We start from the raw sequence: 22895 nt of genomic DNA, 5'->3' as shown, positions 1-22895 counted from the left end.
CCTGACAGACGCGTTTCCGGCGCCTTGGTAGCGTCACCGGCGCAGCCTGAAAACACAATAATTGCCGCGGCCGACTGGCCTACCAAGCCGGCAACCGCATCGACCGAGGTGACCATGTCCTACCGCTCCGCCTGGATGACCGAAGAGCTCGACGTCTTCCGCGACCAGTTCCGGAAGTATCTGGCCAAGTACCTGGCTCCGCACGCCGAAAAGTGGCGCGAGCAGAAGATGGTCGACCGCTTTGCCTGGCGCGGGCTCGGCGAGATGGGCGCGCTTTTGGCGAGCGTGCCCGAAGCCTATGGCGGCCTCGGCGCGACCTTCGCCTATGACGCCGCGGTGCTGGAGGACCTCGAGAGCACGGTGCCGGAAATGACGACCGGGGTCTCCGTGCACAGCGCCATCGTCGCCCACTACATCCTCAACTACGGCTCGGAGGAGCAGAAGACGCGCTGGCTGCCGAAAATGGCATCGGGCGAGATGGTCGGTGCCATCGCCATGACCGAGCCCGGCACCGGCTCGGATTTGCAGGCCGTGAAGACCACGGCCAGGAAACAGGGCAATTCCTACGTCATCAACGGCCAGAAGACGTTCATCACCAACGGCCAGGCCGCCGATCTCGTCATCGTCGTCGCGCGCACCGGCGAGCCGGGTGCCAAGGGCATCTCGCTGCTCGGGGTCGAGACCGCAGGCGCCGACGGCTACAAGCGTGGGCGCAACCTCGACAAGATCGGCCTGCACGCCTCCGACACCTCCGAGCTGTTCTTCGACAACGTCACCGTGCCGCCGGAAAACCTGCTCGGCGGCGAGGAAGGCCAGGGCTTCGCGCAGCTGATGCAGCAATTGCCGCAGGAGCGGCTGGCGCTTGCGGTCGGCGCCGTCGCCTCGATGGAGCGCGCGATCAAGCTCACCACCGAGTACACCAAGGAACGCAAGGCCTTCGGCAAGCCGCTGATGGACTTCCAGAACACCGCCTTCACGCTCGCCGAGCGCAAGACCGAGGCGATGATCGCGCGCGTTTTCGTCGACTGGTGTATCGAGCGCCTGATCGCCAAGGATCTCGACACCGTCACCGCCTCGATGGCGAAATACTGGTGCTCGGAGAAACAGGTCGAGACCGCCGACGAATGCCTCCAGCTGTTCGGCGGCTACGGCTACATGCAGGAATATCCGATCTCGCGCATCTTCATCGATTCCCGCATCCAGAAGATCTATGGCGGCACCAACGAGATCATGAAGCTGTTGATCGCACGGTCGCTGTAGGGCTGGTTCGCCTCAGGCGAAAGGCGTTTGAGGCAATATGGCAACCACAAAAAGCACCGTCGTCCCGGCGAAGGCCGGGACCCATAACCACAGGGAGAAGTTTGGCGAAGACTAGTGGCTCGGTACTCCCACCTTTCACGGTTGATAGATCACGCGGTATGGGTCCCGGCCTTCGCCGGGACGACGAGCGGGGCGACATCGTTGCCACAAACCGCCCTCACGTAACTTCCCTCAGCCCGCACGCCAATCCCGCGGCCGGCATCCAAAACGCTGCTTGAAGCGCCGGGTGAAGTGGGAGAGGTCGGAAAAGCCCCAGTCGAACGCGATGGCGCCGATTTCGCGACCGGGCAATGCCGGATCCCTGAGGTCGGCCGCGGCGCCATCGAGGCGCCGCTGCATCACGTAATCGGAAAACGTCGTGCCGGTGCGTTCGAACAGCTTGTGCACGTAGCGCTCGCTGATGCCGACGGCGCCGGCGACGGTGGCAACCGTCAGCCCCTGCTCGCGCAGCCGCTCGTGAATGGCACGGCGCAACGCCAGCACGGTGGCGTCGGCGAAATTGATGGCCTCCGCCGTTTGCGCCCGTGAGCGGCGCGACAGGCTGAGCGCAACGAGATCGAGCAGCACGTCGAACAGCCGGACGCCGTCCTCCTCCGCCATCCGCAGCGCGCCGGCATTGAGGGACCGCGCGGTTTCGACGATGAGATGACCGACATGGGGATCATCGGACACGCGCTCGGCCCTGAAATCGAACGACGGCGGCAGCCGGTCGCGTAAGGCGCGCGACGGCACCCAGAAAGAGGCGACCTGCAGCGTCGGGCCGCGATCGTGCAGCAGCGTCACCTCGCGATCGCTGTCGACAATGCCGACCTGGCCGCGTGACAGGCTGACCTCGCGGCCGCCCTGGAGCATGCGGCAGCGCCCGGCGAGCTTGAAGTTGAGATAGAAGCAGCTCTCGCTTGATGTCGCGATATCGGCGCGCGAACGATTGACGGTGTGCTCGGGAAACACCACCCGGTTGACCGCGCCCGCGCCCAGCCGGATCGTCTCCACCTTGGCCGGAAAGCGCGACGTCGTGGCCGATTCCGGCGTCAGGTTCATGAATGCCTGGCAGATCGCCTCGCGATAGTAGGAGAACTGCTCCTCCGGCCGCGTTCCTCCGGTGTCCCAGACCAGATGCGGGGGCCGGCTTTCAGAATTGAGCTGCTCCATCAGTTCGCTCCGAGACCAATCCGGTTCAGCATCAGACAAGCGGAAAATGGTCCGCCGGTTCACACTTCGCACAACAAGAATTGTCCGCCGCGCCTCGCGAGCGCCGCAAAAGACCCCATTCGTACCGATCTAACCACATCCTGCGAAGGAGCCACAACATGTCGACCTACGTTCTCGTTCACGGCGCCTGGCACACCGGTGCCGAGTTCGAGCCTGTCGCGGCGACGATCCGCGCCCATGGCCATCAGGCCTACACCCCGACGATCAAAGGCAATCGCCCGGGGGATGCCAAGACGACGGGGCTTAAGGAGGCGGTCCAGTCCATCGTCGACTACCTCGCCGAGAACGATCTGAAGGACGTCGTCCTGCTCGGCCATTCCTATGGCGGCATGGTCATCACCGGGGTGGCGGACCTTGCGCCGGAGCGCATCCGGCGGCTGGTCTACTGGAACGCGTTCGTGCCCAACAATGGCGAGTCGCTCAACGACATGGTGCCGCCGCAATATGTCGGCCTGTTCGACATGATCGCGGCCGAGCGTGGCGATGGCTCGGTGGTGCTGCCGTTCCCGATCTGGCGCGATGCGTTCATCAACGATGCCGATCTCGCGCTGGCGCAGCGCGCCTATGAGATCCTCAATCCGCATCCGCTGAAGACCTTCAGCGACAAGATCGCGCTGAAGACCAATCCGGCCGAAATGCCGCTGGCAAAATCCTACATCAACTGCACCGAGGACACCGCGCTGCCGCACGGCTATCCCTGGCATCCGCGGCTGTCGGAGAAGCTCGGCCTGTTCCGCCTGGTGCAGGTGCCGGGAAGCCACGAATTGTGCTTCTCCGATCCGGCGCGGCTGGCCAAGGCGATCATGGAGGCGGGGCGCGACTGACCGGCGCGCTATCTCATCCGCTTGTCGGCCGCGACGAAGTCGATGAAGGTCCTCACCTTCGCGGAGAGATATTTGCGGCTGGGATAGACCGCGAACAGGCGCCCTTCGAAGATGATCTCATTGGGCAGAACGTGCTCGAGACGTCCGGCGGCGATGTCCTCAGTGACCAGCCATTTCGGCAGGAAGGCGAGGCCCATGCCTTCCAGCGCAGCCATGTGCAGCAGCGTTTCATTGCCGCTGCGCAGGACCGGGTTGAACTTGACGGTTTCGACGCCGCGGTCTCCCGTGAAGGAGAAGCTTTCGCCCGGATAAAGCGCATAGTGCAGGACCGCCTGGCCGGCGAGGTCGGCCGGCCCGGCCGGGCGGCCGGCACGATCGAGAAAGGCGGCTGACGCGACCAGGTGGAACGCGACCCTGGTGATCGGACGCGCGATCAGGGCCTCGTCGGGCGTGCCGGTGGCGCGCAGCGCCAGGTCGAATCCCTCCTCGACCAGATTGACCAGCCGCCCGCTGAGATCGACATCCAGGCACACTTCCGGATAGCGGGCCCGATAGTCGGACAGCACGCCCGCGAACATCGCGTTCGCCATCCAGACCGGCGCGGTCAGCCGCAACGTGCCGCGTGGAACGACGGTCGCCTTGCTGACGGCGGCTTCGACCTCGTCGAGCGAATCCAGCATCTGCCGCGCTTGCTCGAAATAGAGCGCGCCGCTCTCGCTGAGGCTGACGCGCCGGCTAGTGCGGTTGAGCAGCCGCGTGCCCAGCCGCTTTTCGAGCTGCATCACATGCTTGCTCGCCATGGCGGGCGAGAGGCGCAGGCGCTCCGCCGCAGCCGCAAAGCTCTTCAGCTCCGCGACCAGGCAAAACACCCTCATACTGACCAGGGAATCCATGAGATCATCAACACCAGGGAAAGGAATCCATCCCAAAGCACATAATGATCAAAGATGGTGAAACTATCAAATGGTGGCAACCCTCAGCTGTCTGGAGACCCACCATGTCGACGACCACCCTCGAAACCGCCCAGCCCGGCCGGGCCCTTCGCATCGGCCTCTGGATCGCGCAGGTCCTGATCTTCGCCGCGTTCGCCTCGGCCGGGCTGGTCAAGCTGCTCACGCCGATCCCCCAGTTGGCCGCGATGATGCCCTGGGCCGGCCAGTATTCCGAAACGTTCGTTCGCTTCATCGGGCTGGTCGATCTCGCCGGCGGGATTGGCATCCTGTTGCCGGCCCTGACGCGAATTCTGCCGCGGCTGACGGTGCTGGCCGCGCTCGGTTGTTCGGTGCTGCAGGTCTTTGCACTTGTCTTCCACATCTCGCGCGGCGAGGCTGCGGTCACACCGCTCAACATCGTCCTGCTCGCGCTCGCGCTGTTCGTGCTGTGGGGACGCGGCCGCAAGGCGCCGATTGTTTCGCGGCAATTCTGAGCGGCGGGTTGGCACGGCCATGGTCTCTGCCAACGGATGGTCGCGGAGGGGCCTGCTCGCGGGAGCGTCGATCCTCACGACGGGCGGCGCCGCCGCAGCCAAGGACGATCGCCTCGTCGACGGCGTCGTCATCCTGATCGACAGCAACGAGCCCTATGTCATGGGACACGCCGTCAGCTACTCAGCCAATCTCGCCAAACATTTCGCCGACAAGGGCGCGAGGCTGCTGATCGAAGTCGTCGCCAACGGCAAGGGCATCGACTTGTTCCGCGCGGACAAGTCGACGCTCACCGAGCCGCTCGCGACGCTGCGGCAGTCGCTGCCCAATCTCGCCTACAGCATGTGCGCGTCGTCCAAAGCGATCGCGGAAGCCAGGGAGCAGATCGCGATTCCGCTGATCGCAGGCGCGAGCCTGGTCCCGTTCGGCATCGGACGCGTCGTCGAGCTCCAACTCAAGGGCTGGGCCTACATCCATGCGTGAGAAATCTCGCGCATTGTCCAGGCGATCGCTCATGATGGCCGCACCGGCGCTCCTTGTTGCTCCGCACGCAAGCCGCGCGCAGGTCGGCGCTCCCGCCTGGCCACCGGTGTTCGAGACCGGCCGCAGCCAATTCACGCTGGTGCGGCCCCGCGCCGCGATGCCGCAACTGCGGCTTCAGGACCTGCGTGGAAAGGACGTTGTCGTGACGACAAAGCCGGGACGCATCACGCTCGTCAATTTCTGGGCGACGTGGTGCGCGGCCTGCCGGCTCGATCTGCCCGTGCTTGCAAGCCTCGCCGCATCGCAACGCGACGGACTGGATGTTGTCGCTGTTTGCACCGACACGAAGGATTTGCGAAAGATCCGCGCGTTCCTCGGCGGCCTCGCGGTGCAGAACCTCGCCTGCTATGTCGACGCGTATGGAGCGGCGGCGGAGTCGTCCGCCTCGGTCTTCACGATCGTTGGAATGCCCATTACCTATCTGGTCGGAGTGAGCAATCGCGTCGAGGGCTACATCGCCGGCGCCGCTGAGTGGCTCTCGCCCGCGGGCGCGCGGTTGCTGCAATTCTATCGCGAGCAGGGCTAGGATGAGGCGGCCTGCCGTCGCGCCGACGGTTCCAACGGCCTTGCTCAATCGCAAGCGAATTCAGATTTACGAGACAACCCGTCATTGCAAGGTGCGGCAGCAGACCATACGCTGCCCGCCATCGGCAGCCGCCATCTGGTCTCGCTTGCATCGGGAGAATTGCGAATGGTTCACGTCTCGCGACGGAAACTGCTTCAGCTTGCGGCTGTTGCGCCATCGGCACTTCCCGCGGCCTGGACGTCGGTTGCATCAGCCGCGGCCGGAAAGAAGATCCTGACTGCGGTGATGCAATCGGACCTTCGCGTCACCGATCCCGGCTTCACGACGGCCATCATCACCCGCGACCATGGCTACATGGTCTACGATACGCTGCTCGGCATCGATTCCAGCTTCAAGGTGCGGCCGCAGATGGCCGACTGGACCGTGTCCGCGGACAAGCTGACCTACACCTTTATCTTGCGCGACGGCCTGAAGTGGCATGACGGCGCGCCGGTGACGGCGGAGGATTGCGTCGCCTCGCTGAAGCGCTGGGGCACGAGCGTCGACGGCATGGCGCGCAAGCTGATGGACTTCACGGCGGGCATCGAAGCCGCAAATGCCAAATCGATCGTCCTCAAGCTGAAGGAGCCCTATGGCCTGGTGCTGGAGACGATCGCCAAGCCATCGTCGATCGTGGCCTTCATGATGCCCAAGCGGCTTGCAGAGACCCCGATCACCAAGCAGATTCCGGAGCAGATTGGCTCCGGCCCGTTCAAATTCGTGGCTGGCGAGTTTCAGCCCGGCGTGAAAGCCATTTACGAAAAGAACACCGACTATGTGCCGCGCAAGGAGCCGGCCGAATGGACCTCCGGCGGCAAGGTGGTGAAGGTCGACCGCGTCGAATGGATCACGATGCCTGACGCGCAGACCGCGCTCAACGCGCTGCAATCCGGTGATGTCGATTTCGTCGAAACGCCGCCGTTCGACATGCTGCCCACGCTGGAGTCCAACCCAGACATCAACCTGACAATCCTGAACAAGTTCGGCTTCCAATCGTTCGGGCGCATGAACTTCCTGCATCCACCGTTCGATAATGTGAAGATCCGCCGCGCCGCGCTGCTCGCAATCAACCAGAAGGACGTGCTCGACGCACAGATCGGCAATCCCAAATACTACAAATTCTGCGGCGCCTTCTTCATCTGCGATACGCCGCTGGCCAGCGACGCCGGCGGCGAGACCCTGATCAAGGGCAACAGCATGGCGGACGCCAAGAAGGCATTGGTTGAGGCCGGTTATGACGGCACGCCCGTGGTGATCCTGGCGGCGACCGATCAGATCCTGCTGAAAGCGCAGCCGGTCGTGGTCGCACAACTCTTGCGCGAGGCCGGCTTCAAGGTCGACCTTCAGGCGATGGACTGGCAGACCGTGGTCACCCGCCGCGCCAACCAGAAGTCCCCGAAGGAAGGCGGCTGGAACATGTTCTTCACCTACCAGGGCGCCACCGATTCGATGAACCCACTGGTCAATGTCCCCATGGGCGGCAAGGGCAAGGAGGGCGGCTGGTTCGGCTGGCCCGAAGACCCCAAGCTCGAAGAGCTGCGCGACGCCTTTGCCCGCGCCACCTCACCGGAAGAGCAGAAGAAGATCGCCTTCGACGTGCAGAAGGAGGCCTACGATCAGGTGATCTACGTCCCGCTCGGCCAATTCCTGGCGCCGAGCGCATGGCGTAAATCGCTCACCGGCGTGATCGACGGCCCGGCGACGCCGATGTTCTGGAATGTGGACAAGAACGACTGAGCTGCTCTCCCAATTCTTACGGGGAGAGCGCAGCCCTATTTCGGATGCCACCAGCGGCCGCCGATGACGACGCCTTCGGAGACGATCTTGCGGTCGCCGATCAGGTGCTCGCCGACCACGTCCTCGTAGTCGAACTGACCTTGCTTGATCGAGATCAGCGTGGCGTCGCCGGCGCTGCCGGGCTTGAGGCTGCCGAGCTCGGGACGCCGCATCGCCATTGCCGCGTTGACGGTCGACGCCGCAATCACGTCCGAAAGCGGCATGCCCATGCACAGGAATTTCGACAAGGTCGTCACCTGGTCGAAGGCCGGGCCGTCGATGCACAGAAGATGGATGTCGGAAGAGATGGTGTCGGGATAAAAGCCGTTGGCGAGCATGGCGCGCGCGGTCTTGAACGCGAACGAGCCCTTGCCGTGGCCGATGTCGAACAGCACGCCGCGCTCGCGCGCGTCCAGCACCGCCCTCTTCACCGTGCCTTGCGCGGTCGCCGGCGTGTTGGGGAACGGCCGGAATGCGTGGGTGAGCACATCGCCCGGACGAAGGCGGGCCAGCACCTCCTCGTAGCTCGGCGGCGGATGGTCGATATGCGCCATCAGGGGCATGCCGACCTCGTTCGCGACCTCGAGCGCGATGTCGAGCGGCACGATCCCCGACGTGCCCGAGGCGTGCAGGCCGACGCGCACCTTGATGCCGACGATGAGATCGCGGTTGGCATCCGCCACCTTGGCCGCATCGATCGGATTCATCAGCCGCAATTCCTCGCTCTCGCCGACCATCACCTTGTGCGAGAAGCCGAAGATGCCAGCATGCGAGACGTGCAGATAAGCGAGGATGCGGACCTGGCTCGGCTCGATCACATGCTTGCGGAAGCCGGCGAAGTTGCCGGGGCCGGCACTGCCGGTATCGACCGCGGTGGTGACGCCGGAGGTCCGGCAAAACTCCTCGGCGTCGATGCCGAGCGAGGTGCCGCCCCAATAGACATGGGTGTGGAGATCGATCAGTCCCGGCGTCACGATGAGCTGCGAAACGTCGCGCACCTCGGTGCCCGGATCCGCCTTGAGCCCGCTGCCGACCGCAGCAACCTTGCCGCCCGCGAAGGCGACATCGGTCACGGCATCGAGCTTCTGGGACGGGTCGACCACGCGGCCGCCGCGCAGGATCAAGTCGAAAGGCATTGTTATCTCCGGATGGGGCAGTGAGGCGTGGCCGGCACGTCGGCAAGGCCAGGAGGGAAGTCTTTCGCTTCTAGCAATTTTTGCGCCGACGAGTGTGGCAAACAGCGACGATTACCCATGAAAAAATGGCGATCCCGGGAAGTCGGCCCCATGCCTGGCAACATTGCCGGCATCGACCGCGAATGCACGCGTCTGCTCGCTCGGAGTCCGACTTCACGTGCGAAGCTGAAACATCGGCGGCCTATTGAAAAGACGGCGGGAGCGCATCCGGCGAACATGGAGTCCGTCGGCAGTTCTCGGGCCAATGAGTGTCCGGCAAAGGTTGCGACGTGGCCGAAATCGTGTAGCTGGAGAAAAACGATGAAACGACTGAAATTGCTTGGCGTGATCGCTGTTTGCGCCGCCCTGGCGCCGGGAGCGGCTGCCTCTGCGCGCGGCGGTGGACATGGCGGCGGCGGACACGGGGGCGGTGGCGGACATTTCGGAGGCGGCGGCGGATTTCACGGTGGTGGGCACTTCGGAGGCGGAGGCTTCCACGGCGGCGTTGGTCATGTCGGGGCCGCTGGCGGCTTCCATGCGCCCGGTGGTCTCCATCAGGCCGGACGTCCCGTCGCGGCCGGCTTCCATGGCGGTCATTTTCATCATGCCGGGTTCCGGCATCGCTACCGCCACGCATGGGCTTACGGCGGGGGTCTTGGCCTTGGCGCCTTCGCATTGGGCGCGTATTCGGGCTTGCCTTACTATGGCGACTACGACGACGGCTTCTACGGCGACTACGACAACGCTGCTGATGCCACGTCCTATTGCGAACAAAAATACCGCTCGTACAACCCGGCTACGGGAACGTATCTCGGCTACGATGGCAAGCAACACCCCTGCCCATAGCTCGATGTGGTGACATCTTCGCGCCGTGCTCGCCGGCACTTCGGGACTCCCTGAGATCGCTGACGACGCACGGCCCGAACAATTCGCAACTGGGCGGCCTGGTTCTTTTTTTATTGGGGACTTGACGGGCAGGAAAACCAGGAGAACAGCCCCTCCGGCACGCGCGTCATAAGGCGGGTCTACTTCGTGAACGTATTCGCGACTCTGCGGGAGCGAAGGACGTACGTTATCCAAATCGTGGCACTGATTGCACCGACAACCGTTTGTCCGACCTGTTGAGGTTCGATGATGAAAAAATCGCTGACCGGGCGATTGAGGGCGGCGGAAAAAAACGATGCGACGCAGAGGAGATCGACGAGCGGCATCAGCACCGCGCAGATCATTTGTACGATGAAGAAGGCTGGAAACCTGTGGGAGTGTCTGAACAGGAGCACCGTTGTCCAGATCGCGAAGCCGATCATGGCGGCGTTTATCAGCATTTCACTCCAGATCACCGTCGGAAAGTAAGTCCAGACTTTGTCGTCGATCGATTGCACATATTGTCCGACGTTGAAGATCAGGCGCAGGATGCCCATCACCTGGCCGAACGCGAGAAGCGCGAGCCAACCGCTGATGCCGGTCATCTCGGGCTGGACATCCTTGAAGGCAGTAGCGTCCTCGGCGAGAACGGCGGGCTCCCGAACGACGGCCGCCGGTGGTGATGCCGGCTCTTGCGGCGGCGATTGAAGAAGCTGCTGCGCGATCTCGTGCACCTCCTCGACCGGCTTCCAATCCTCGAAGCCGTGCCGCCGGACCATCACACGCCGAGGATCGGCGATACGAGCGAGGAGCGTAAGGAGTTCCGAAATCGAGATCGGGCCGCGCTGCTGCCCGCCGTCCGCGTAGAACCACAAATCCGTCATGCAAGGGCCCCCTGCACCCCGCCGTATTCTAGCCGGCTGTCGGCACACGTCACGATAGAAAGCTATTTGGTGGGGATACCAGCATTGCGCGCTCGTGGCGGCGCGCGACTGTCGGAAAATGGCGATCCCGGGAAGACTCGAACTTCCGACCTACGGTTTAGGAAACCGCCGCTCTATCCGGCTGAGCTACGGGACCGCGGAACCCGCGGGAGGCGGGTTTCGACTCCTCTTAGCAGAGCAGAATTGGGATCGCCAGTCGCCAGACGGGGTCCGCGATGCGCCGCGCCGATGGTCGTCAAACTGCGTTTGAGGGGTGTACCATGGTCCCCCTGCCCAAAACCGCGTCCAGGAGCCGGCACCATGATCGAGGGCATCAGTGCCATCACACTCGGCACCCACGACATGGCGCGCGCCGTGCACTTCTACCGTTCGCTCGGGTTCGAACTCCTGTATGGCGGCGAAGCCGCTGCATTCACCAGCTTTCGCGCCGGCACCGGCTATCTCAACCTGACGGCGCAGCCGGACGACAAGCGCTGGTCCTGGTGGGGCCGCATCATCTTCTACGTCGACGATGTCGACGGGACCTACGAGCGCGCACGCGCTGCCGGGTGGCAGCCGTCGACCACGCCGCGCGATGCCGAATGGGGTGAGCGCTACTTCCATCTCACCGACCCCGACGGCCATGAGCTCAGTTTCGCGCGGCCGTTGTCCTGACCGAATAAGTCACATCCGCTGACGTTCACAACGCGCAAGTAGCGCTATCCCAGCCGCCGTGGCAAGCTCGGCGCGGTTGCCTCAAGCGAGAATTGTATCTGGGTTTCTAACCAGGGAGGACGACCATGGTAACCTATGTCGTGCTGGGAAACTTCACGGATCAGGGAGTCCGCAACGTCAAGGACTCGCCGAAGCGGGCCGACGCCTTCAAGGAGATGGCCAAAACGTTCGGAGTGACCGTGAGAGAGATCGTCTGGACGCAGGGACGATATGACGTTGTAACCGTTCTCGAGGCTCCAGATGAGGCTGCCGCGATGTCGCTCAGCCTTAGTCTCAGCGCACTCGGCAATGTCCGCACCGAAACGCTACGCGCGTTTTCAGCGGCAGATATGACAAAGATCGTCGGCAAGATGCTCTGACGCTCAAGCCCGCGCGAGCGCACTGGACCCGGGATGGCAATCCCGGGAATAGGCCTCTCATGCCCTGATATTGTTGTCCCGGACCACCTTGCCCCAATAGGCGACCTGCTTGTCGAAGAAGGCCTTGAAGGCGGCGCCGTCCTGGAGCAGCAGCGTCATCTGCTGGGTCTCCTTGAGCTGGGCGGCGGTCGCGGGCTCGCTCAGGATCTCCCTGGACGCGGTCGCCATGGCCGCGACGACATCCGGAGGCGTGCCCGCGGGTGCGAAGATGCCCCACCAGGCCAGCGTCTCGAAATCCGGAAAGCCCGCCTCGATCGCGGTCGGCGTGTCCGGCAACGCCGGCAGCCGCTCGCGGCCGAGCTGCAGGATCGGACGCAGCATGTTGGTGCCGAGCTGGGCGCCGACCAGCGCCGCCGAGCCCGCGATCAGGTCGACGTGACCGCCGAGCACGTCGTTCATCGCCGGGCCGCCGCCGCGATAGGGCACGTGCATGATCTCGACGCCAGCCTTGTTGCCGAGCACGGTCATCGCCAGATGGCCGAGCGTGCCGATGCCGACGGAGGCATATTTCACCGCGCCGGGGGTCGCCTTGCAGGCCGCCACCACGTCGGCAAAGCTCTTGTAGGGCCGGCCGGCGCCGGCGGCGATCACATAAGGCGCGGTGCCGATTAGGAAGACCGGCATCAGCTCGCGTTCGACGTCGACCGGCGGCTTGTCGAGGATGGACGGGATCACCGCGTGGGAATCGAAGGTGACCAGGAACGTCGATCCGTCCGGCGGGCTCTTCGCCACCTGCGCGGCGCCGAGTGCGCCGGCCGCGCCCGACTTGTTCTCGACCACGACGATGCGGTTGAGCTTTGTCTGTAGATTGGCCTGCAACAGCCGCGCCATCGCGTCGGTCGATCCGCCCGGCGGGAACGGCACCACCAGCGTAATCTTGCCGGCCTGTGCGCTTGCCGGTGCCATCGCGAGGATGGCGGGCGCTGCCAGCAGCGCCCGTCGTGTGATCGTCATGGTCCCCTCCCTGTTGTCTTTGCGCCCGGCTTTTGCTCTTGGCGCCTTAGGTCGTCCCGAAACCCGACCCCGGCTTTCTGTATTCTGGCCGTGGTGGACTGAAGATGTCTAGCACGCGGGCGCCCTCGGGGCCGGCGCGCATCGTGTGCGGCACATTGCCCGGCGTGCGCCAGAAATCGCCCTTCTTCACGGGGATTTCCTCATCGCCCTGGACACGGATGGCGGAGCCATCGAGCAGCACGCCCCATTGCTCCTCGGGATGATGGTGCAGCGTGCCCTGCGCATGCGGGGCCAGCGTCACCACCGACAGCATCGCCTGCTCGCCGGCAAAGATCCGCGTGGTCACCCCCGCCGCGAGCTCGCGAAACAGCCCGTCGCCGGGATTGTCGAGATTGTGGAATTCTTCCTTCTGGCTCACGCCATCCTCCCCATCATTCTTCCGATCAGGATTTTCCATAAGAGCCCTGGTAACGGCCCTCGCGGATCGCCTTCAGCGTCTCTTCCTCGCGCACGATCTGGGCGCGCACCGCTTCCAGCAGCGCCGCGGCGCCGACGGCCGGAAACGACACCACGCCGTCTTCATCGCCGACGACGATGTCGCCGGGCGAAATCACGCTGCCGCCGATCGTCACAGGCACGTTGATCTCGCCGGGACCGTTCTTGTAGGGCCCGCGGTGGATCACGGCGCGGGCGAAGCAGGGAAAGTCGTCCGCGGCGAAGGCCGCAACGTCGCGGATCGCGCCGTCGATCACATAGCCCTCAGCTTTGCGCCACTGCGCGATGTTCTTCATGATCTCGCCGACCAGCGCCCGGGTCTCGTCGCCGCCGCCGTCAACCACGATGACGTCGCCGGGGCCGACCAGCTCGAGCGCGCGGTGGATGGCGAGATTGTCGCCGGGCCGGGTGCGCACGGTGAACGCCGTGCCCACCAGCTTGCCGCCGCGATGATAGGGCCTTAGCCCCACCGCGCCGGGCAGCCGGGCGAGATTGTCGGAAATGATCGAGGTCGGCGCATTCCGAAAACCCTCGATGATATCGGCCGACGGCTTCGGCACGCTGGTCGCAGCGATGGTGATGGTCATGAAAGTCCAGTCCTTGCGTGATGTGTCTCAGTCGGGGTGCGCCCGTGCCTTCGACGGCATGATGCGGAACGATCGCGCGTCGCGGGACGAAGTGTAACAGCGGGAGTCAACCCTTCAAGCTATCTGCCTTCAAGGTACCCGCCTTCAAGACGCCCGCGTCAGCGCTCCGCCCCGCAGCCCGGAATATCGAACAGCGCCGCGAGCCCGCATTTCGAGGTCAGCATCTTGTCGCCGTCATGGCCGACGCCGGCGACGTCCCAGACCCGGTGATTGGGCGTCCCGCCGTCACGCTTGGCCATCGCATCAGCATAGGCGTGGCCGCGGGCGTAGCGGTAAGGGCCCTGCGCCTCCGCCATGCAGCTCTTGTCCAGTGCGGAATGCTTCGGATTGGTGTCGAGGGTCCCGAGCAGATAGATCACCTCGCGTTCGACATAGCGCTGCTCGAGCGCCGCCGGCGTCGCGTCCGCGAGATAGGGCGGACGGTCGCCCATGCCGTATTTCCAGTTGTTGTAGCCCGGGCAGGATGCGGCGATCGCGGGCACGGGCCGATCCGCGCTGAAATACGCATAGGACGACGGATTGGCGACGACGTAACGCACGTCGATGTGCTGGCGCGACAGTTTCGCCTCGCCTTTGCCGCCGATGGCGTAGCGTTGCACGACCTGGCCGCCGCCGGAATGACCGGCCACCACGACCTGCTTCAGGTTTGGAAAGATACGCCGGTCGGAGAGCTTTGCGAGGATCGCATCGAGCGCCTCGAACGAAGAAACCGGATTCGGTGCAAGCGCGGCATCGCCGCCCTCCCATCCCTCCAGCGACCAGCGCAGCATATCCTCCGGCAGCTTGTACGCCTCGATATCGATCTCTGCCAGGAACTGCGGCACGACCATGAGCGCGCTCCTGCCGTCGTCGCCCGCCGCGGCCTGAGCATTGTTGGCCGAGATGTAATATTCGTCGGCATTGCGCAGGCGCCCGTGCAGCACGATGATCGCGCGCGAGATCGCGGGCTGCGGCATCGACCAGTCGCGGGACAGGTAGAGCGGCAGCATTCCGCGGCCGCCGACCGAGAGCCTCGCGTCGGCAATCGCCTTCACCGGCTTGCGGTTGGGCGCATCTTCGTCCGCTGCGAAGGCATGGCCGCAAGTCAGCGCGAACGCGAGTGCGGCGAGACGGGCCAGCGCTCTCATGACGGTCATTCCCCCTTGAATTCAAGCCAATAGAACTCTAAGCGCATCATGTGCCGCGCGGCTGTGACTCCCGCGCCACGTCAAGCAAAAAATGTCAGCATTGCAGCCATGAAATTCCCGGGTTCCATGGGTGACAAGCCGGCGATAAAGGGGCAAAAATTGGCCCGACTCAGTTCGGGTTGAGTTTTGCAAGGAATGCTCTCGTAGAATGTCGGACGTAGTTGCAACGCGTCGTGCGGCGCTTCTGATTGCCGCAGCAGGATTTTTTCTGCTGACGCCGTCGCATGCCCAGGCCCAATGGTGGAAGCGCGCGCCGGTGGATTTCGAGGCATGCGCCGACGCCGCCGAGAAATCTTCAACCAAGGCCGAGAAGACGGCCGCGCTCGCCGAATGCAACGCTAAGTTCGCCGGCCGGCGCAAGCCGGGCGGCGGCTACACCTATTACGACTTCCTCCAGGATCGCACCTTCGACATCGCCGGGCCCAACCCGACGCCGGAGGAGCAGAAGAAGATCGACGAATTCTACACCGCCTATCTCGCCGACCAGCGCCGCAGCAATGCCGCGGCCGAAGCCGCTGCACGGCAGCTGCGCGAGCAGCAGGAACGGCAGCCTCAACAGGTCCAGCAGGTCGCGCTGCGAACCGAGGTCGAGCGCGTGCCCGTGCCGGTCGAGCGTCCGAAATTCCCGCAGGCCGCAGCCAGCGACGCGCGGCCGCGGCCGAAGGGCGCGCCCTGCGCCAAGGGCTCGTTCTCCTGCGAATGGCCGCGCCTGTCGGAAAGCCTGAACGATCTGAAGAAGCTGTTCAACCCGGCGCCAAGCAAGCCGGCGAAGAAGGGCTGAGCTTCGGGTTCGTGCTGCAGGGCGAACGTAGAATCACGCGATCTGTATTCCGCCGCTGCTACACACTCCGCCGTCGTCCCGGCGAAGGCCGGGACCCATCACCCCAGGGAGCAGTTGCGRCACGAGACTGGTCACCACGAGTCTTCGCCAAACCCCATTCGGTGGCTATGGGTCCCGGCCTTCGCCGGGACGACGCATGTGGCGCCAACCTGCGCGCACGCGACTCCGCGCATCAATTCGGATGTTTCTTCTTGCTGCGCCTGGATGTCGCCACAGGCGCCGTCGCCGGTGAACTGCCCAACTGCGACCTGCTCTCCTGCAATCGCCTGTCATAGCCGGGAGAGTTCACGACCGTCGGCGGCCGGGCTTCAGCAAACGTGGACGCGCCGCACAACACGGCCAGCGCGAATCCAATCATCACGAAACGCCTCATCGTTGCTCCTCCGGTCGCGCGGCATGCACTCAGGCGCTACCCGCGAATCTGCCGCGGCGTCAGCGCCGGCGGCCCTTGGCCCGCCGTCTCTGCCTCCTTGATCAGCGCAACAATGCGGCGCATCAGCGGCACCTCGACGCTGTTCCGTTCGGCCAGCGCGATGACCACGCCCTGGAGGTGGTCGATCTCGGTCTTGCGGCCCTGCTTCAGATCCTGCCACATCGATGAGCGCGCCTCGGGATCGATCTTCATGGTCCGTCCCAGGATCAGGTTGAAGATCGCGTCAGGCAATCTCAGCAAGGCCGGCGTCCAGGACGAGGGGATCGGCGTCGCCGAGACCGGATCGATGCCGGCAGCCTTCATCGCGGCCAGCCCTTCCGCCATCTGGTCGGCGAACAGTCTTCGCCAGTCGCGGTTCGCCAATTGCGCGGCGAGCGGCAGGTCGGACAGCGCGCTGAGCGCGTTGTTCAGGTTGATGATCAGCTTGCCCCATTGCACGCCGGTGATGTCGCGGCTCGCCCGCATCGCGAGACCGGGCACCGAGAGCGCCGCGGCCGTATTCGCCTCGTCGGCCTCGAGGTGAATGTCGCCGGAGGTCGAGCGATGGAAGCGGCCATCGCCCATCGCGATCACGTTGAACGGCACCATGCCGGCGAGCACGCGCCGGCCGCCGAGACGCTCGCGCAGAACCGCGACATTGCCGACGCCGTTCTGCAGGGACACGATCACCGCATCCTGCGGCGCGTGCTGCGCGATCCGGTCCGCAATGTCGGCCGTGTCGGAACTCTTCACCGTGACCAGCACAATACCGGCGCTGTGGAAGATCGCAGGGTCCTCGGACAAAGCGAGCTGGCCCGCACCCAGCTTCGTCTCCGAGCCGTCGAAATCAGTCAGGCGCAGGCCGAACCGCTCGATCTCGGTCCTCACCCGCGGCCGCACCAGCAGCGCAACGCGGCGGCCTCCGGCCGCCAGCATGCCTCCGACAAAACAGCCGATGGCGCCCGCGCCGGCCACCACGATCGGTCGATCCGCAACCACCAGACCTTGCTCCCTTAACGTCCCGCCCTCGATAGCAGAGGCAGCTCCGGCTGCCCATCGGTTGCGACGCATTCGCCTTGTAACCGTCATGAGAGCCCCATATGTTTTTGCCCCGGGGGCTTGTCGCCGGCGAGACCTCGCCGACGAGAACGCCAAAGGAGAGCACCATGGGTCTACTCGACGTCCTCAACGGCATGCAGAACGGCCCGCGCGGCCCGAGCACGCCCAGCTCCGAGAAATCCTCCGGCGGCATGTCGCCCATGACCATGGCGCTGCTCGGCCTGCTCGCCTGGAAAGCGTTCAAGCACATGACCGCGGGCCAACCGGGCGCAGCGCCACAGCAGCGGTCACCGCTGCCGCCGCCGACGCCTGTCAATACAGGCGGTGCAGCTCCTCCCGGCGGCAGCGGCGGCCTGAGCGATTTGCTCAAGGGCGGCCTCGGCGGCCTGCTTGCGGGCGGCGCGGCCGGCACCGTGCTGAGCGGCGGGCTCGGCGATCTCCTCAACCAGCTCCAGCAGGGCGGCCACGGCGAGACGGCGAGCACCTGGGTCGGCAAGGGAGAGAACAAGCCGATCGCGCCCGGCGACCTCGCCAACGCGCTCGGCGCCGACCAGATCGAGAGCCTGTCCGCCCAGAGCGGCCTGTCGCGCGACGAGCTGCTCTCAGGCCTCAGCCAGTATCTGCCGCAGGTGATCGATCATTTGACGCCGGACGGACGGTTGCCGACCGAGAACGAGATCTCGGGCAGACTTTAATCAAAATCTGATCGACGCGTTCTCGGGAAGGGGAGCACTCTCATGAGCATGGGCGGCCTGTTGTGGATCATCGTCGTCGGCTTCATCGCCGGCCTCATCGCGCGCTGGCTCGCGCCGGGGCCGAACAATCCGAGCGGCTTCATCCTCACCACCATCCTCGGCATCGCCGGCGCATTCCTCGCGACCTTCATCGGCCAGGCCATCGGCCATTACGGTCCGGACCAGGGCGCCGGCCTCATCATGGCCACCATCGGCGCCGTGGTGGTGCTGTTCATCTGGCACCGGCTGGTGGCGAGCGGCGTGATCAAGGGGTAGCCGCAGTCACTTTGGGCTGTGGTCTATCAACAAAAATGGTGTCGTCCCGGCGAAGGCCGGGACGACACCAGTGTATGACGCGCGAAGCAGCGCCACTCACGTCACCAAATGCATCCCGGCATCCATGCGCACGACCTCGCCGGTCATGTTGCTCGAGGCCGGCATCGCCAGGAAGCAGACGAGCTGCGCGATGTCATCGGCGGTTGATGCGACCTTCAGCGGCACCTTCGCGACCACGCTGTCGCGCACCTGCTTTGCACCCGCTTCGCCGCGGCCCTTGGTGAACCAGGGCGTATCGATATAGCCGGGACACACCGTGTTGACGCGGATCAGCGGCGCCAGCGCGCGCGACAGCGACAGCGTCATGGTGTTGAGCGCGCCCTTGCTCGCCGCATACGCAATCGACGAGCCGACGCCGCTGATGCCGGCGACCGAGGACACGTTGACCACCGCCGACGGCCGCCCCGACGCCTTCGCACCGGCCTCCAGCAGGCTGCGCGCCGCGCGCACCATCTGGAACGGGCCGATCGTGTTGACGCCATACAGGCGCTGAAAATCTTCCGCCGACAACCCGTCGAGATCGGCATGGGCGACGTGCTTGGTGATGCCGGCATTGTTGACGAGCACGTCGAGCCGGCCCCAGCCGGCGGCGGCAGCCACGATCTTGCGGCAATCCTCATCCTTGGAAACGTCGCCCTGCGCCACCAGCACCTCGGCTGCGCCGGCCTTGCGGCAGAGCTCTGCCGTGGCTTCGGCTTCCTTCTGGCTCGACGAATAGTTGATGACGAGCCGCGCCCCGCTCCGCGCGAGAATTTCCGCGGTCGCCGCCCCCAGTCCGGATGCGGACCCCGTCACGATTGCGCACAAGCTGTCCTTAGCCATCCGGTTTTCCTTCCCCGTTATTACAGGCTCTCTGGATTTAACCGGCCTTGTTTAGCGAGTTTGGCGCGCCCTGCAAATCGAGCAAACTCCGCTAAGCGGAATTAGTCCGGATCGATCCCCGGCCCATGCCGGCGCCGCAGATGGGCTTGCGATCAACGCTTGTCAGGACCATGGCTTTTTCCGATCATCCGGCGCAAGAAGAGACCGCATCTCCGTCCGTCTGCCGGACCGGACATGCCAATGGCAAAACACGGGGAACGCTGTGGCGGAGAGTGACAATATCGTCGTCGAGACCGCGGAAAAAATCTTCGCCGATCTCGCCGATCCGCAAACCATCAACAACGACAGGAAGGATTCGTGGCAGGCGCCGCTGTGGCAGGCGCTGAGCGAGGCTGGCCTGCCGTTGTCGTGGGTGCCCGACGACCTCGGCGGCTCCGGCGCCAGCCTTGCCGACGGCTTTGCCCTGCTGAACGCCGCCGGCCGCTTCGCCGTCGCGGTTCCCCTGGCCGAGACCATGCTGGCGGGCTGGCTGCTGGCACAGGCGAAGATCGCCTCGCCGGAAGGCGAGATGACGGTGCTGCCGGCCTCGCCGAAGGACCGGATCACGCGCGATGCCGACGGCGCGCTCTCCGGCCGCGCCCGCGGCGTGCCGTTCGCCAAGGCAGCGAAGCATTTTGCCGTGCTGGCGCACGGCCAGGACGGCGTCTCGATCGCGTTGATCGACGCGGGCAAGGCGCGGATCGAGACCGGGCTCAATGTCGGTTACGACCACAGCGACACCGTCACGCTCGACAAGGTGCAGCCCGTCACCATCAAGCCCGCGCCGAAGGGATTTGACCAGACCACGCTGATGCTGATGGGCGGCGTCGCGCGCAGCCTCCAGATCGCCGGCGCGCTGGAAGCGATGCTCGACATCTCCGTGCGCTACTCCAACGAACGCGTCGCCTTCGAGAAGAAGATCTCGAAATTCCAGGCGGTGCAGCACAATCTCGCGCGGCTTGCCGGCGAATCCGCCGCCGCACTTGCGGCCGCGACCTCGGCCGCCGACGCGATCGCGAACGCAAAGTCGTTCAACGACGAGGTCTATCTCGAAGCTGCCTCGGCAAAGATCCGATGCGCGGAAGCAGCCGAAAAGGGCGGCGCCATCGCCCACCAGGTGCACGGCGCGATCGGCTTCACCAGCGAGCACATCCTGCACCGCTTTTCGCTGCGGGCGCTGGCCTGGCGCGACGATTTCGGTTCGGAAAGCCACTGGGCCGTCGAGCTCGGCAAGCTGGTCGCCAACCGTGGCGCCGACGAATTGTGGCCGCTCGTGGCGTCGCGCTGAGTCATAAGGACGAGACACACATGACCGCTGCCCTCCGTTTCGATCCGATCCGCCTGCCCGCCGAATGCGAGCAATTGCGCAAGGAAGTGCGCGCCTTCCTCGCCGAGGAAATCGCCGCCGGCACCTTCGATCCGCACAAGCCCAACCGCGAGGACACCGACGCGCCGGAGTTTTCGCGCCGGGTCGGCGCCAAGGGCTGGCTGGGCATGACCTGGCCGAAGAAATATGGCGGCCAGGAACGCTCCTTCCTCGAACGCTACGTGGTGACGGAAGAGATGCGCGTCGCCAACGCGCCGACGCGGCGCTTCTTCGTCGCCGACCGCCAGAGCGGGCCGGTGCTTTTGAAGTACGCCCCTGAAAACATCAAGATGGACATCCTGCCGCGCATCTGCCGCGGCGAGGTCTGCTTTGCCATCGGCATGAGCGAGCCGAACTCCGGCTCGGACCTGTTCGCGGCGAAGACGCGCGCGACCAAGACCGACGGCGGCTATCTCATCAACGGCACCAAGATCTGGACGTCGTCGGCGCATATCGCCGACTACATGATCGCGATCTTCCGCACCTCGCAGCCGACCAAGGAAAACCGCCGCCACGGCCTGACCCAGTTTTTGGTCAAGATGAAGCAGCCGGGCATCCAGGTGAACCCGATCGGCCAGATCACCGGCCAATATGAGTTCAACGAGGTCGTCTTCACCGACTTCTTCGTCCCTGACGATCACGTGCTGGGCGAAGTCGAYGGCGCCTGGAAGCAGGCGACATCCGAGCTTGCCTATGAGCGCTCGGGTCCGGAGCGCTTCCTGGAAACCTATTACGTTCTGACTGAGCTGGTGCGCGCGGTCGGTCCCAATCCGGACACGCGCAGCGCCGAAGGCATCGGAAGGCTCGTCGCGCAGCTCCACACCATGCGGCGCATGTCGGTCTCGGTCGCCGGCATGTTGCAGGCCGGCAAGGAGCCGGTGGTGGAAGCCTCCATCGTCAAGGACATCGGCACGGTCTGGGAGCAGCAGCTTCCGCACCGCGTGCGCGATCTCGCCGCCTTCGTCGAGGAGACCGCGACCAACCGCGAGACGCTGGAGCGGCAGCTCGATTTCGCCATCAAGACCGCACCGAAACTCACCATCCAGGGCGGCACCACCGAAGTGCTGCGCGGCATCATCGCGCGCGGACTTGGTCTGCGCTAACTCTTCGAGGACATCATGAGCACATATACAGATATCGGCGTCGAGAAGGTCGGGCATGTCGGCACCATCGAGATCCGCAGGCCGCCGCTGAACTTCTTCGACATCTCGCTGATCAACCAGATCGCCGATGCGCTCGACGAGTTCGACCGCGACATCGAGATCCGCAGCTCAGTGCTGTCAGCGCAGGGCAAGGCGTTCTGCGCCGGCGCCAATTTCGGCGATCCGGCGCGGCAGGCGCAGGAAGCGCGCGAAGCCGAGAAGAAGGGCGATCCCGCCGACAACCTCGGCCCGATCAACCATCTCTACATCCAGGCCGTGCGCATCTTCCGCATCAAGAAGCCGATCGTTGCCGCCGTGCAGGGCGCGGCCATCGGCGGCGGCCTCGGGCTCGCAGTCTCGGCGGACTTCCGCGTCACCTGCCCCGAAGCGCGCTTCTCCGCGAACTTTACAAAGCTCGGCTTCCATCCCGGCTTCGGCCTGACCGTGACGCTGCCCGAACTGATCGGCAAGAACAATGCCGAGCTGATGTTCTACACCAGCCGCCGCGTCACCGGCGAGGAAGCCGTCAAATGGGGCCTCGCCAATGAGCTGGTGCCGCAGGACCAGGTCAAGGCGGCCGCGATGAAGCTCGCCGGCGAGATCGCCGAATGCTCGCCGCTCGGCCTGCTCTCTACGCGCGCCACGATGCGCGCGGGGTTGGCCGATCGCGTGATGGCCGCGACCAACCACGAGCTCACCGAGCAGACCAGGCTGCGCGCGACGGAAGATTTCAAGGAAGGCGTCAAGGCCACGGAAGAGCGGCGCGCCGCGAATTTCAGGGGGCGGTGACGACCGTATCGCTCGGCTGCGGCCACATCCTCCGCCGTCGTCCTGGCGAAAGCCAGGACCCATTACCCCAAGGAGACGTTGTGGCGCGAAGCAGGTAACCACGAGTCTTCGCCAAACTCCTCCCTGGGGTAATGGGTCCYGCGCTTCGCTTGTCCAGGACGACGTTAGAGATTGATCCCGCGGCCCACACTCCGCTGTCGTCCCGGCGAAGGCCGGGACCCATACCCCCAGGGAGACGTTGTGGCGCGAAGCTGGTAACCACGAGTCTTCGCCAAACCACTGCCTGTGGGTA

26 protein-coding genes and 1 tRNA gene are annotated in these 22895 nt (G+C 64.9%); 15 read left to right on the top strand and 12 right to left on the bottom strand.

All coding sequences use genetic code 11. The features are described from left to right. Positions 1 to 114: 114 nt before the first annotated feature. Positions 115 to 1260, top strand: coding sequence for an acyl-CoA dehydrogenase family protein (locus tag ACXJMY_RS10880; RefSeq protein WP_456619326.1), 1146 nt, complete (start codon positions 115 to 117; stop codon positions 1258 to 1260). 231 nt (positions 1261 to 1491) lie between these two features. Here ACXJMY_RS10880 and ACXJMY_RS10875 read toward each other — a convergent pair whose 3' ends face one another. Further along, on the bottom strand, positions 1492 to 2472 hold the full coding sequence (locus ACXJMY_RS10875; RefSeq protein WP_456619325.1) for a helix-turn-helix domain-containing protein: 981 nt from the start codon (positions 2470 to 2472) through the stop codon (positions 1492 to 1494). Between the two features lie 158 nt (positions 2473 to 2630). Here ACXJMY_RS10875 and ACXJMY_RS10870 point away from each other — a divergent pair, with 158 nt between their 5' ends. Continuing rightward, on the top strand, positions 2631 to 3356 hold the full coding sequence (locus ACXJMY_RS10870) for an alpha/beta fold hydrolase (RefSeq protein WP_456619324.1): 726 nt from the start codon (positions 2631 to 2633) through the stop codon (positions 3354 to 3356). Positions 3357 to 3364: 8 nt separating this feature from the next. On the opposite strand, the gene ACXJMY_RS10865 is transcribed toward ACXJMY_RS10870, so the two are convergent. Beyond that, positions 3365 to 4249, bottom strand: a complete 885-nt coding sequence (locus tag ACXJMY_RS10865; protein ID WP_456619323.1) for a LysR family transcriptional regulator — start codon at positions 4247 to 4249, stop codon at positions 3365 to 3367. Positions 4250 to 4353: 104 nt separating this feature from the next. On the opposite strand from ACXJMY_RS10865, the gene ACXJMY_RS10860 reads away from it, so the two are divergent. The 4 genes from ACXJMY_RS10860 to ACXJMY_RS10845 all read left to right on the top strand — a co-directional run bounded on the left by ACXJMY_RS10860 (position 4354) and on the right by ACXJMY_RS10845 (position 7625). After that, complete coding sequence (locus ACXJMY_RS10860) at positions 4354 to 4782, top strand: DoxX family protein (RefSeq protein WP_456619322.1); 429 nt, start codon at positions 4354 to 4356, stop codon at positions 4780 to 4782. A gap of 19 nt (positions 4783 to 4801) precedes the next feature. Continuing rightward, the gene (locus tag ACXJMY_RS10855) at positions 4802 to 5263 is read left to right on the top strand and encodes a DsrE family protein (RefSeq protein ID WP_456619321.1); all 462 of its coding nucleotides are present in this window, start codon (positions 4802 to 4804) and stop codon (positions 5261 to 5263) included. Positions 5264 to 5294: 31 nt separating this feature from the next. Beyond that, positions 5295 to 5849 (top strand): TlpA family protein disulfide reductase, encoded by a 555-nt coding sequence (locus ACXJMY_RS10850; protein WP_456619320.1) that lies wholly within the window; start codon positions 5295 to 5297, stop codon positions 5847 to 5849. A 165-nt stretch (positions 5850 to 6014) separates the two neighbouring features. Further along, entirely contained in the window at positions 6015 to 7625 is a 1611-nt protein-coding gene (locus ACXJMY_RS10845) for an ABC transporter substrate-binding protein (protein WP_456619319.1), read from the top strand. Positions 7626 to 7660: 35 nt separating this feature from the next. Here the strand turns inward: ACXJMY_RS10845 and ACXJMY_RS10840 are convergent, their stop codons facing one another. Then, positions 7661 to 8800, bottom strand: a complete 1140-nt coding sequence (locus ACXJMY_RS10840; RefSeq protein WP_456619318.1) for an amidohydrolase/deacetylase family metallohydrolase — start codon at positions 8798 to 8800, stop codon at positions 7661 to 7663. 360 nt (positions 8801 to 9160) lie between these two features. On the opposite strand from ACXJMY_RS10840, the gene ACXJMY_RS10835 reads away from it, so the two are divergent. Further along, positions 9161 to 9685 carry a BA14K family protein gene (locus tag ACXJMY_RS10835; protein ID WP_456619317.1) on the top strand — a complete coding sequence of 175 codons (525 nt, stop codon included), beginning with the start codon at positions 9161 to 9163 and terminating at the stop codon, positions 9683 to 9685. Positions 9686 to 9864: 179 nt separating this feature from the next. On the opposite strand, the gene ACXJMY_RS10830 is transcribed toward ACXJMY_RS10835, so the two are convergent. Continuing rightward, positions 9865 to 10587: a DUF2569 family protein gene (locus ACXJMY_RS10830; protein ID WP_456619316.1), complete on the bottom strand. Its 723-nt coding sequence runs from the start codon at positions 10585 to 10587 to the stop codon at positions 9865 to 9867. Positions 10588 to 10706: 119 nt separating this feature from the next. Continuing rightward, a tRNA-Arg gene (locus ACXJMY_RS10825) sits at positions 10707 to 10783 on the bottom strand. Between the two features lie 164 nt (positions 10784 to 10947). Here ACXJMY_RS10825 and ACXJMY_RS10820 point away from each other — a divergent pair. Together ACXJMY_RS10820 and ACXJMY_RS10815 are read left to right on the top strand one after the other, a co-directional pair. Continuing rightward, on the top strand, positions 10948 to 11301 hold the full coding sequence (locus ACXJMY_RS10820) for a VOC family protein (protein ID WP_456619315.1): 354 nt from the start codon (positions 10948 to 10950) through the stop codon (positions 11299 to 11301). Positions 11302 to 11426: 125 nt separating this feature from the next. Further along, entirely contained in the window at positions 11427 to 11720 is a 294-nt protein-coding gene (locus ACXJMY_RS10815; RefSeq protein WP_456619314.1) for a GYD domain-containing protein, read from the top strand. A 57-nt stretch (positions 11721 to 11777) separates the two neighbouring features. Here ACXJMY_RS10815 and ACXJMY_RS10810 read toward each other — a convergent pair whose 3' ends face one another. The 4 genes from ACXJMY_RS10810 to ACXJMY_RS10795 form a co-directional block, all read right to left on the bottom strand. Then, positions 11778 to 12734 carry a tripartite tricarboxylate transporter substrate-binding protein gene (locus tag ACXJMY_RS10810; RefSeq protein ID WP_456619313.1) on the bottom strand — a complete coding sequence of 319 codons (957 nt, stop codon included), beginning with the start codon at positions 12732 to 12734 and terminating at the stop codon, positions 11778 to 11780. Between the two features lie 46 nt (positions 12735 to 12780). Next, positions 12781 to 13152 carry a cupin domain-containing protein gene (locus ACXJMY_RS10805; RefSeq protein ID WP_456619312.1) on the bottom strand — a complete coding sequence of 124 codons (372 nt, stop codon included), beginning with the start codon at positions 13150 to 13152 and terminating at the stop codon, positions 12781 to 12783. 25 nt (positions 13153 to 13177) lie between these two features. After that, complete coding sequence (locus ACXJMY_RS10800) at positions 13178 to 13816, bottom strand: RraA family protein (RefSeq protein ID WP_456619311.1); 639 nt, start codon at positions 13814 to 13816, stop codon at positions 13178 to 13180. Positions 13817 to 13974: 158 nt separating this feature from the next. After that, complete coding sequence (locus tag ACXJMY_RS10795; RefSeq protein WP_456619310.1) at positions 13975 to 15003, bottom strand: alpha/beta hydrolase; 1029 nt, start codon at positions 15001 to 15003, stop codon at positions 13975 to 13977. A 208-nt stretch (positions 15004 to 15211) separates the two neighbouring features. Here ACXJMY_RS10795 and ACXJMY_RS10790 point away from each other — a divergent pair, with 208 nt between their 5' ends. Then, positions 15212 to 15844: a hypothetical protein gene (locus ACXJMY_RS10790; RefSeq protein ID WP_456619309.1), complete on the top strand. Its 633-nt coding sequence runs from the start codon at positions 15212 to 15214 to the stop codon at positions 15842 to 15844. Positions 15845 to 16076: 232 nt separating this feature from the next. Here the strand turns inward: ACXJMY_RS10790 and ACXJMY_RS10785 are convergent, their stop codons facing one another. Then, on the bottom strand, positions 16077 to 16277 hold the full coding sequence (locus ACXJMY_RS10785; RefSeq protein WP_456619308.1) for a hypothetical protein: 201 nt from the start codon (positions 16275 to 16277) through the stop codon (positions 16077 to 16079). Positions 16278 to 16313: 36 nt separating this feature from the next. Then, entirely contained in the window at positions 16314 to 17315 is a 1002-nt protein-coding gene (locus ACXJMY_RS10780) for a 2-dehydropantoate 2-reductase (RefSeq protein WP_456619307.1), read from the bottom strand. A 167-nt stretch (positions 17316 to 17482) separates the two neighbouring features. Between ACXJMY_RS10780 and ACXJMY_RS10775 the strand changes: the two genes are divergently transcribed. Further along, on the top strand, positions 17483 to 18070 hold the full coding sequence (locus ACXJMY_RS10775; protein ID WP_456619306.1) for a YidB family protein: 588 nt from the start codon (positions 17483 to 17485) through the stop codon (positions 18068 to 18070). 42 nt (positions 18071 to 18112) lie between these two features. Next, positions 18113 to 18385 carry a GlsB/YeaQ/YmgE family stress response membrane protein gene (locus ACXJMY_RS10770; RefSeq protein ID WP_456619305.1) on the top strand — a complete coding sequence of 91 codons (273 nt, stop codon included), beginning with the start codon at positions 18113 to 18115 and terminating at the stop codon, positions 18383 to 18385. 96 nt (positions 18386 to 18481) lie between these two features. Here ACXJMY_RS10770 and ACXJMY_RS10765 read toward each other — a convergent pair whose 3' ends face one another. Next, positions 18482 to 19267 (bottom strand): SDR family NAD(P)-dependent oxidoreductase, encoded by a 786-nt coding sequence (locus ACXJMY_RS10765; protein WP_456619304.1) that lies wholly within the window; start codon positions 19265 to 19267, stop codon positions 18482 to 18484. Positions 19268 to 19529: 262 nt separating this feature from the next. On the opposite strand from ACXJMY_RS10765, the gene ACXJMY_RS10760 reads away from it, so the two are divergent. The 3 genes from ACXJMY_RS10760 to ACXJMY_RS10750 are packed head-to-tail and all read left to right on the top strand — an operon-like array spanning position 19530 to position 22603. Beyond that, a complete protein-coding gene (locus ACXJMY_RS10760; RefSeq protein WP_456619303.1) occupies positions 19530 to 20594 on the top strand; it encodes an acyl-CoA dehydrogenase family protein in 1065 nt (354 codons plus the stop codon). 20 nt (positions 20595 to 20614) lie between these two features. Further along, entirely contained in the window at positions 20615 to 21775 is a 1161-nt protein-coding gene (locus ACXJMY_RS10755; RefSeq protein WP_456619302.1) for an acyl-CoA dehydrogenase family protein, read from the top strand. A gap of 15 nt (positions 21776 to 21790) precedes the next feature. Beyond that, a complete protein-coding gene (locus tag ACXJMY_RS10750) occupies positions 21791 to 22603 on the top strand; it encodes an enoyl-CoA hydratase/isomerase family protein (protein WP_456619301.1) in 813 nt (270 codons plus the stop codon). Positions 22604 to 22895 lie beyond the last annotated feature (292 nt).

It is taken from the genome of Bradyrhizobium sp. P5_C12 (assembly GCF_054049735.1).
Note: the sequence above shows the minus strand (reverse complement) of the source record. Positions and strands in the feature narration are given on the sequence as shown.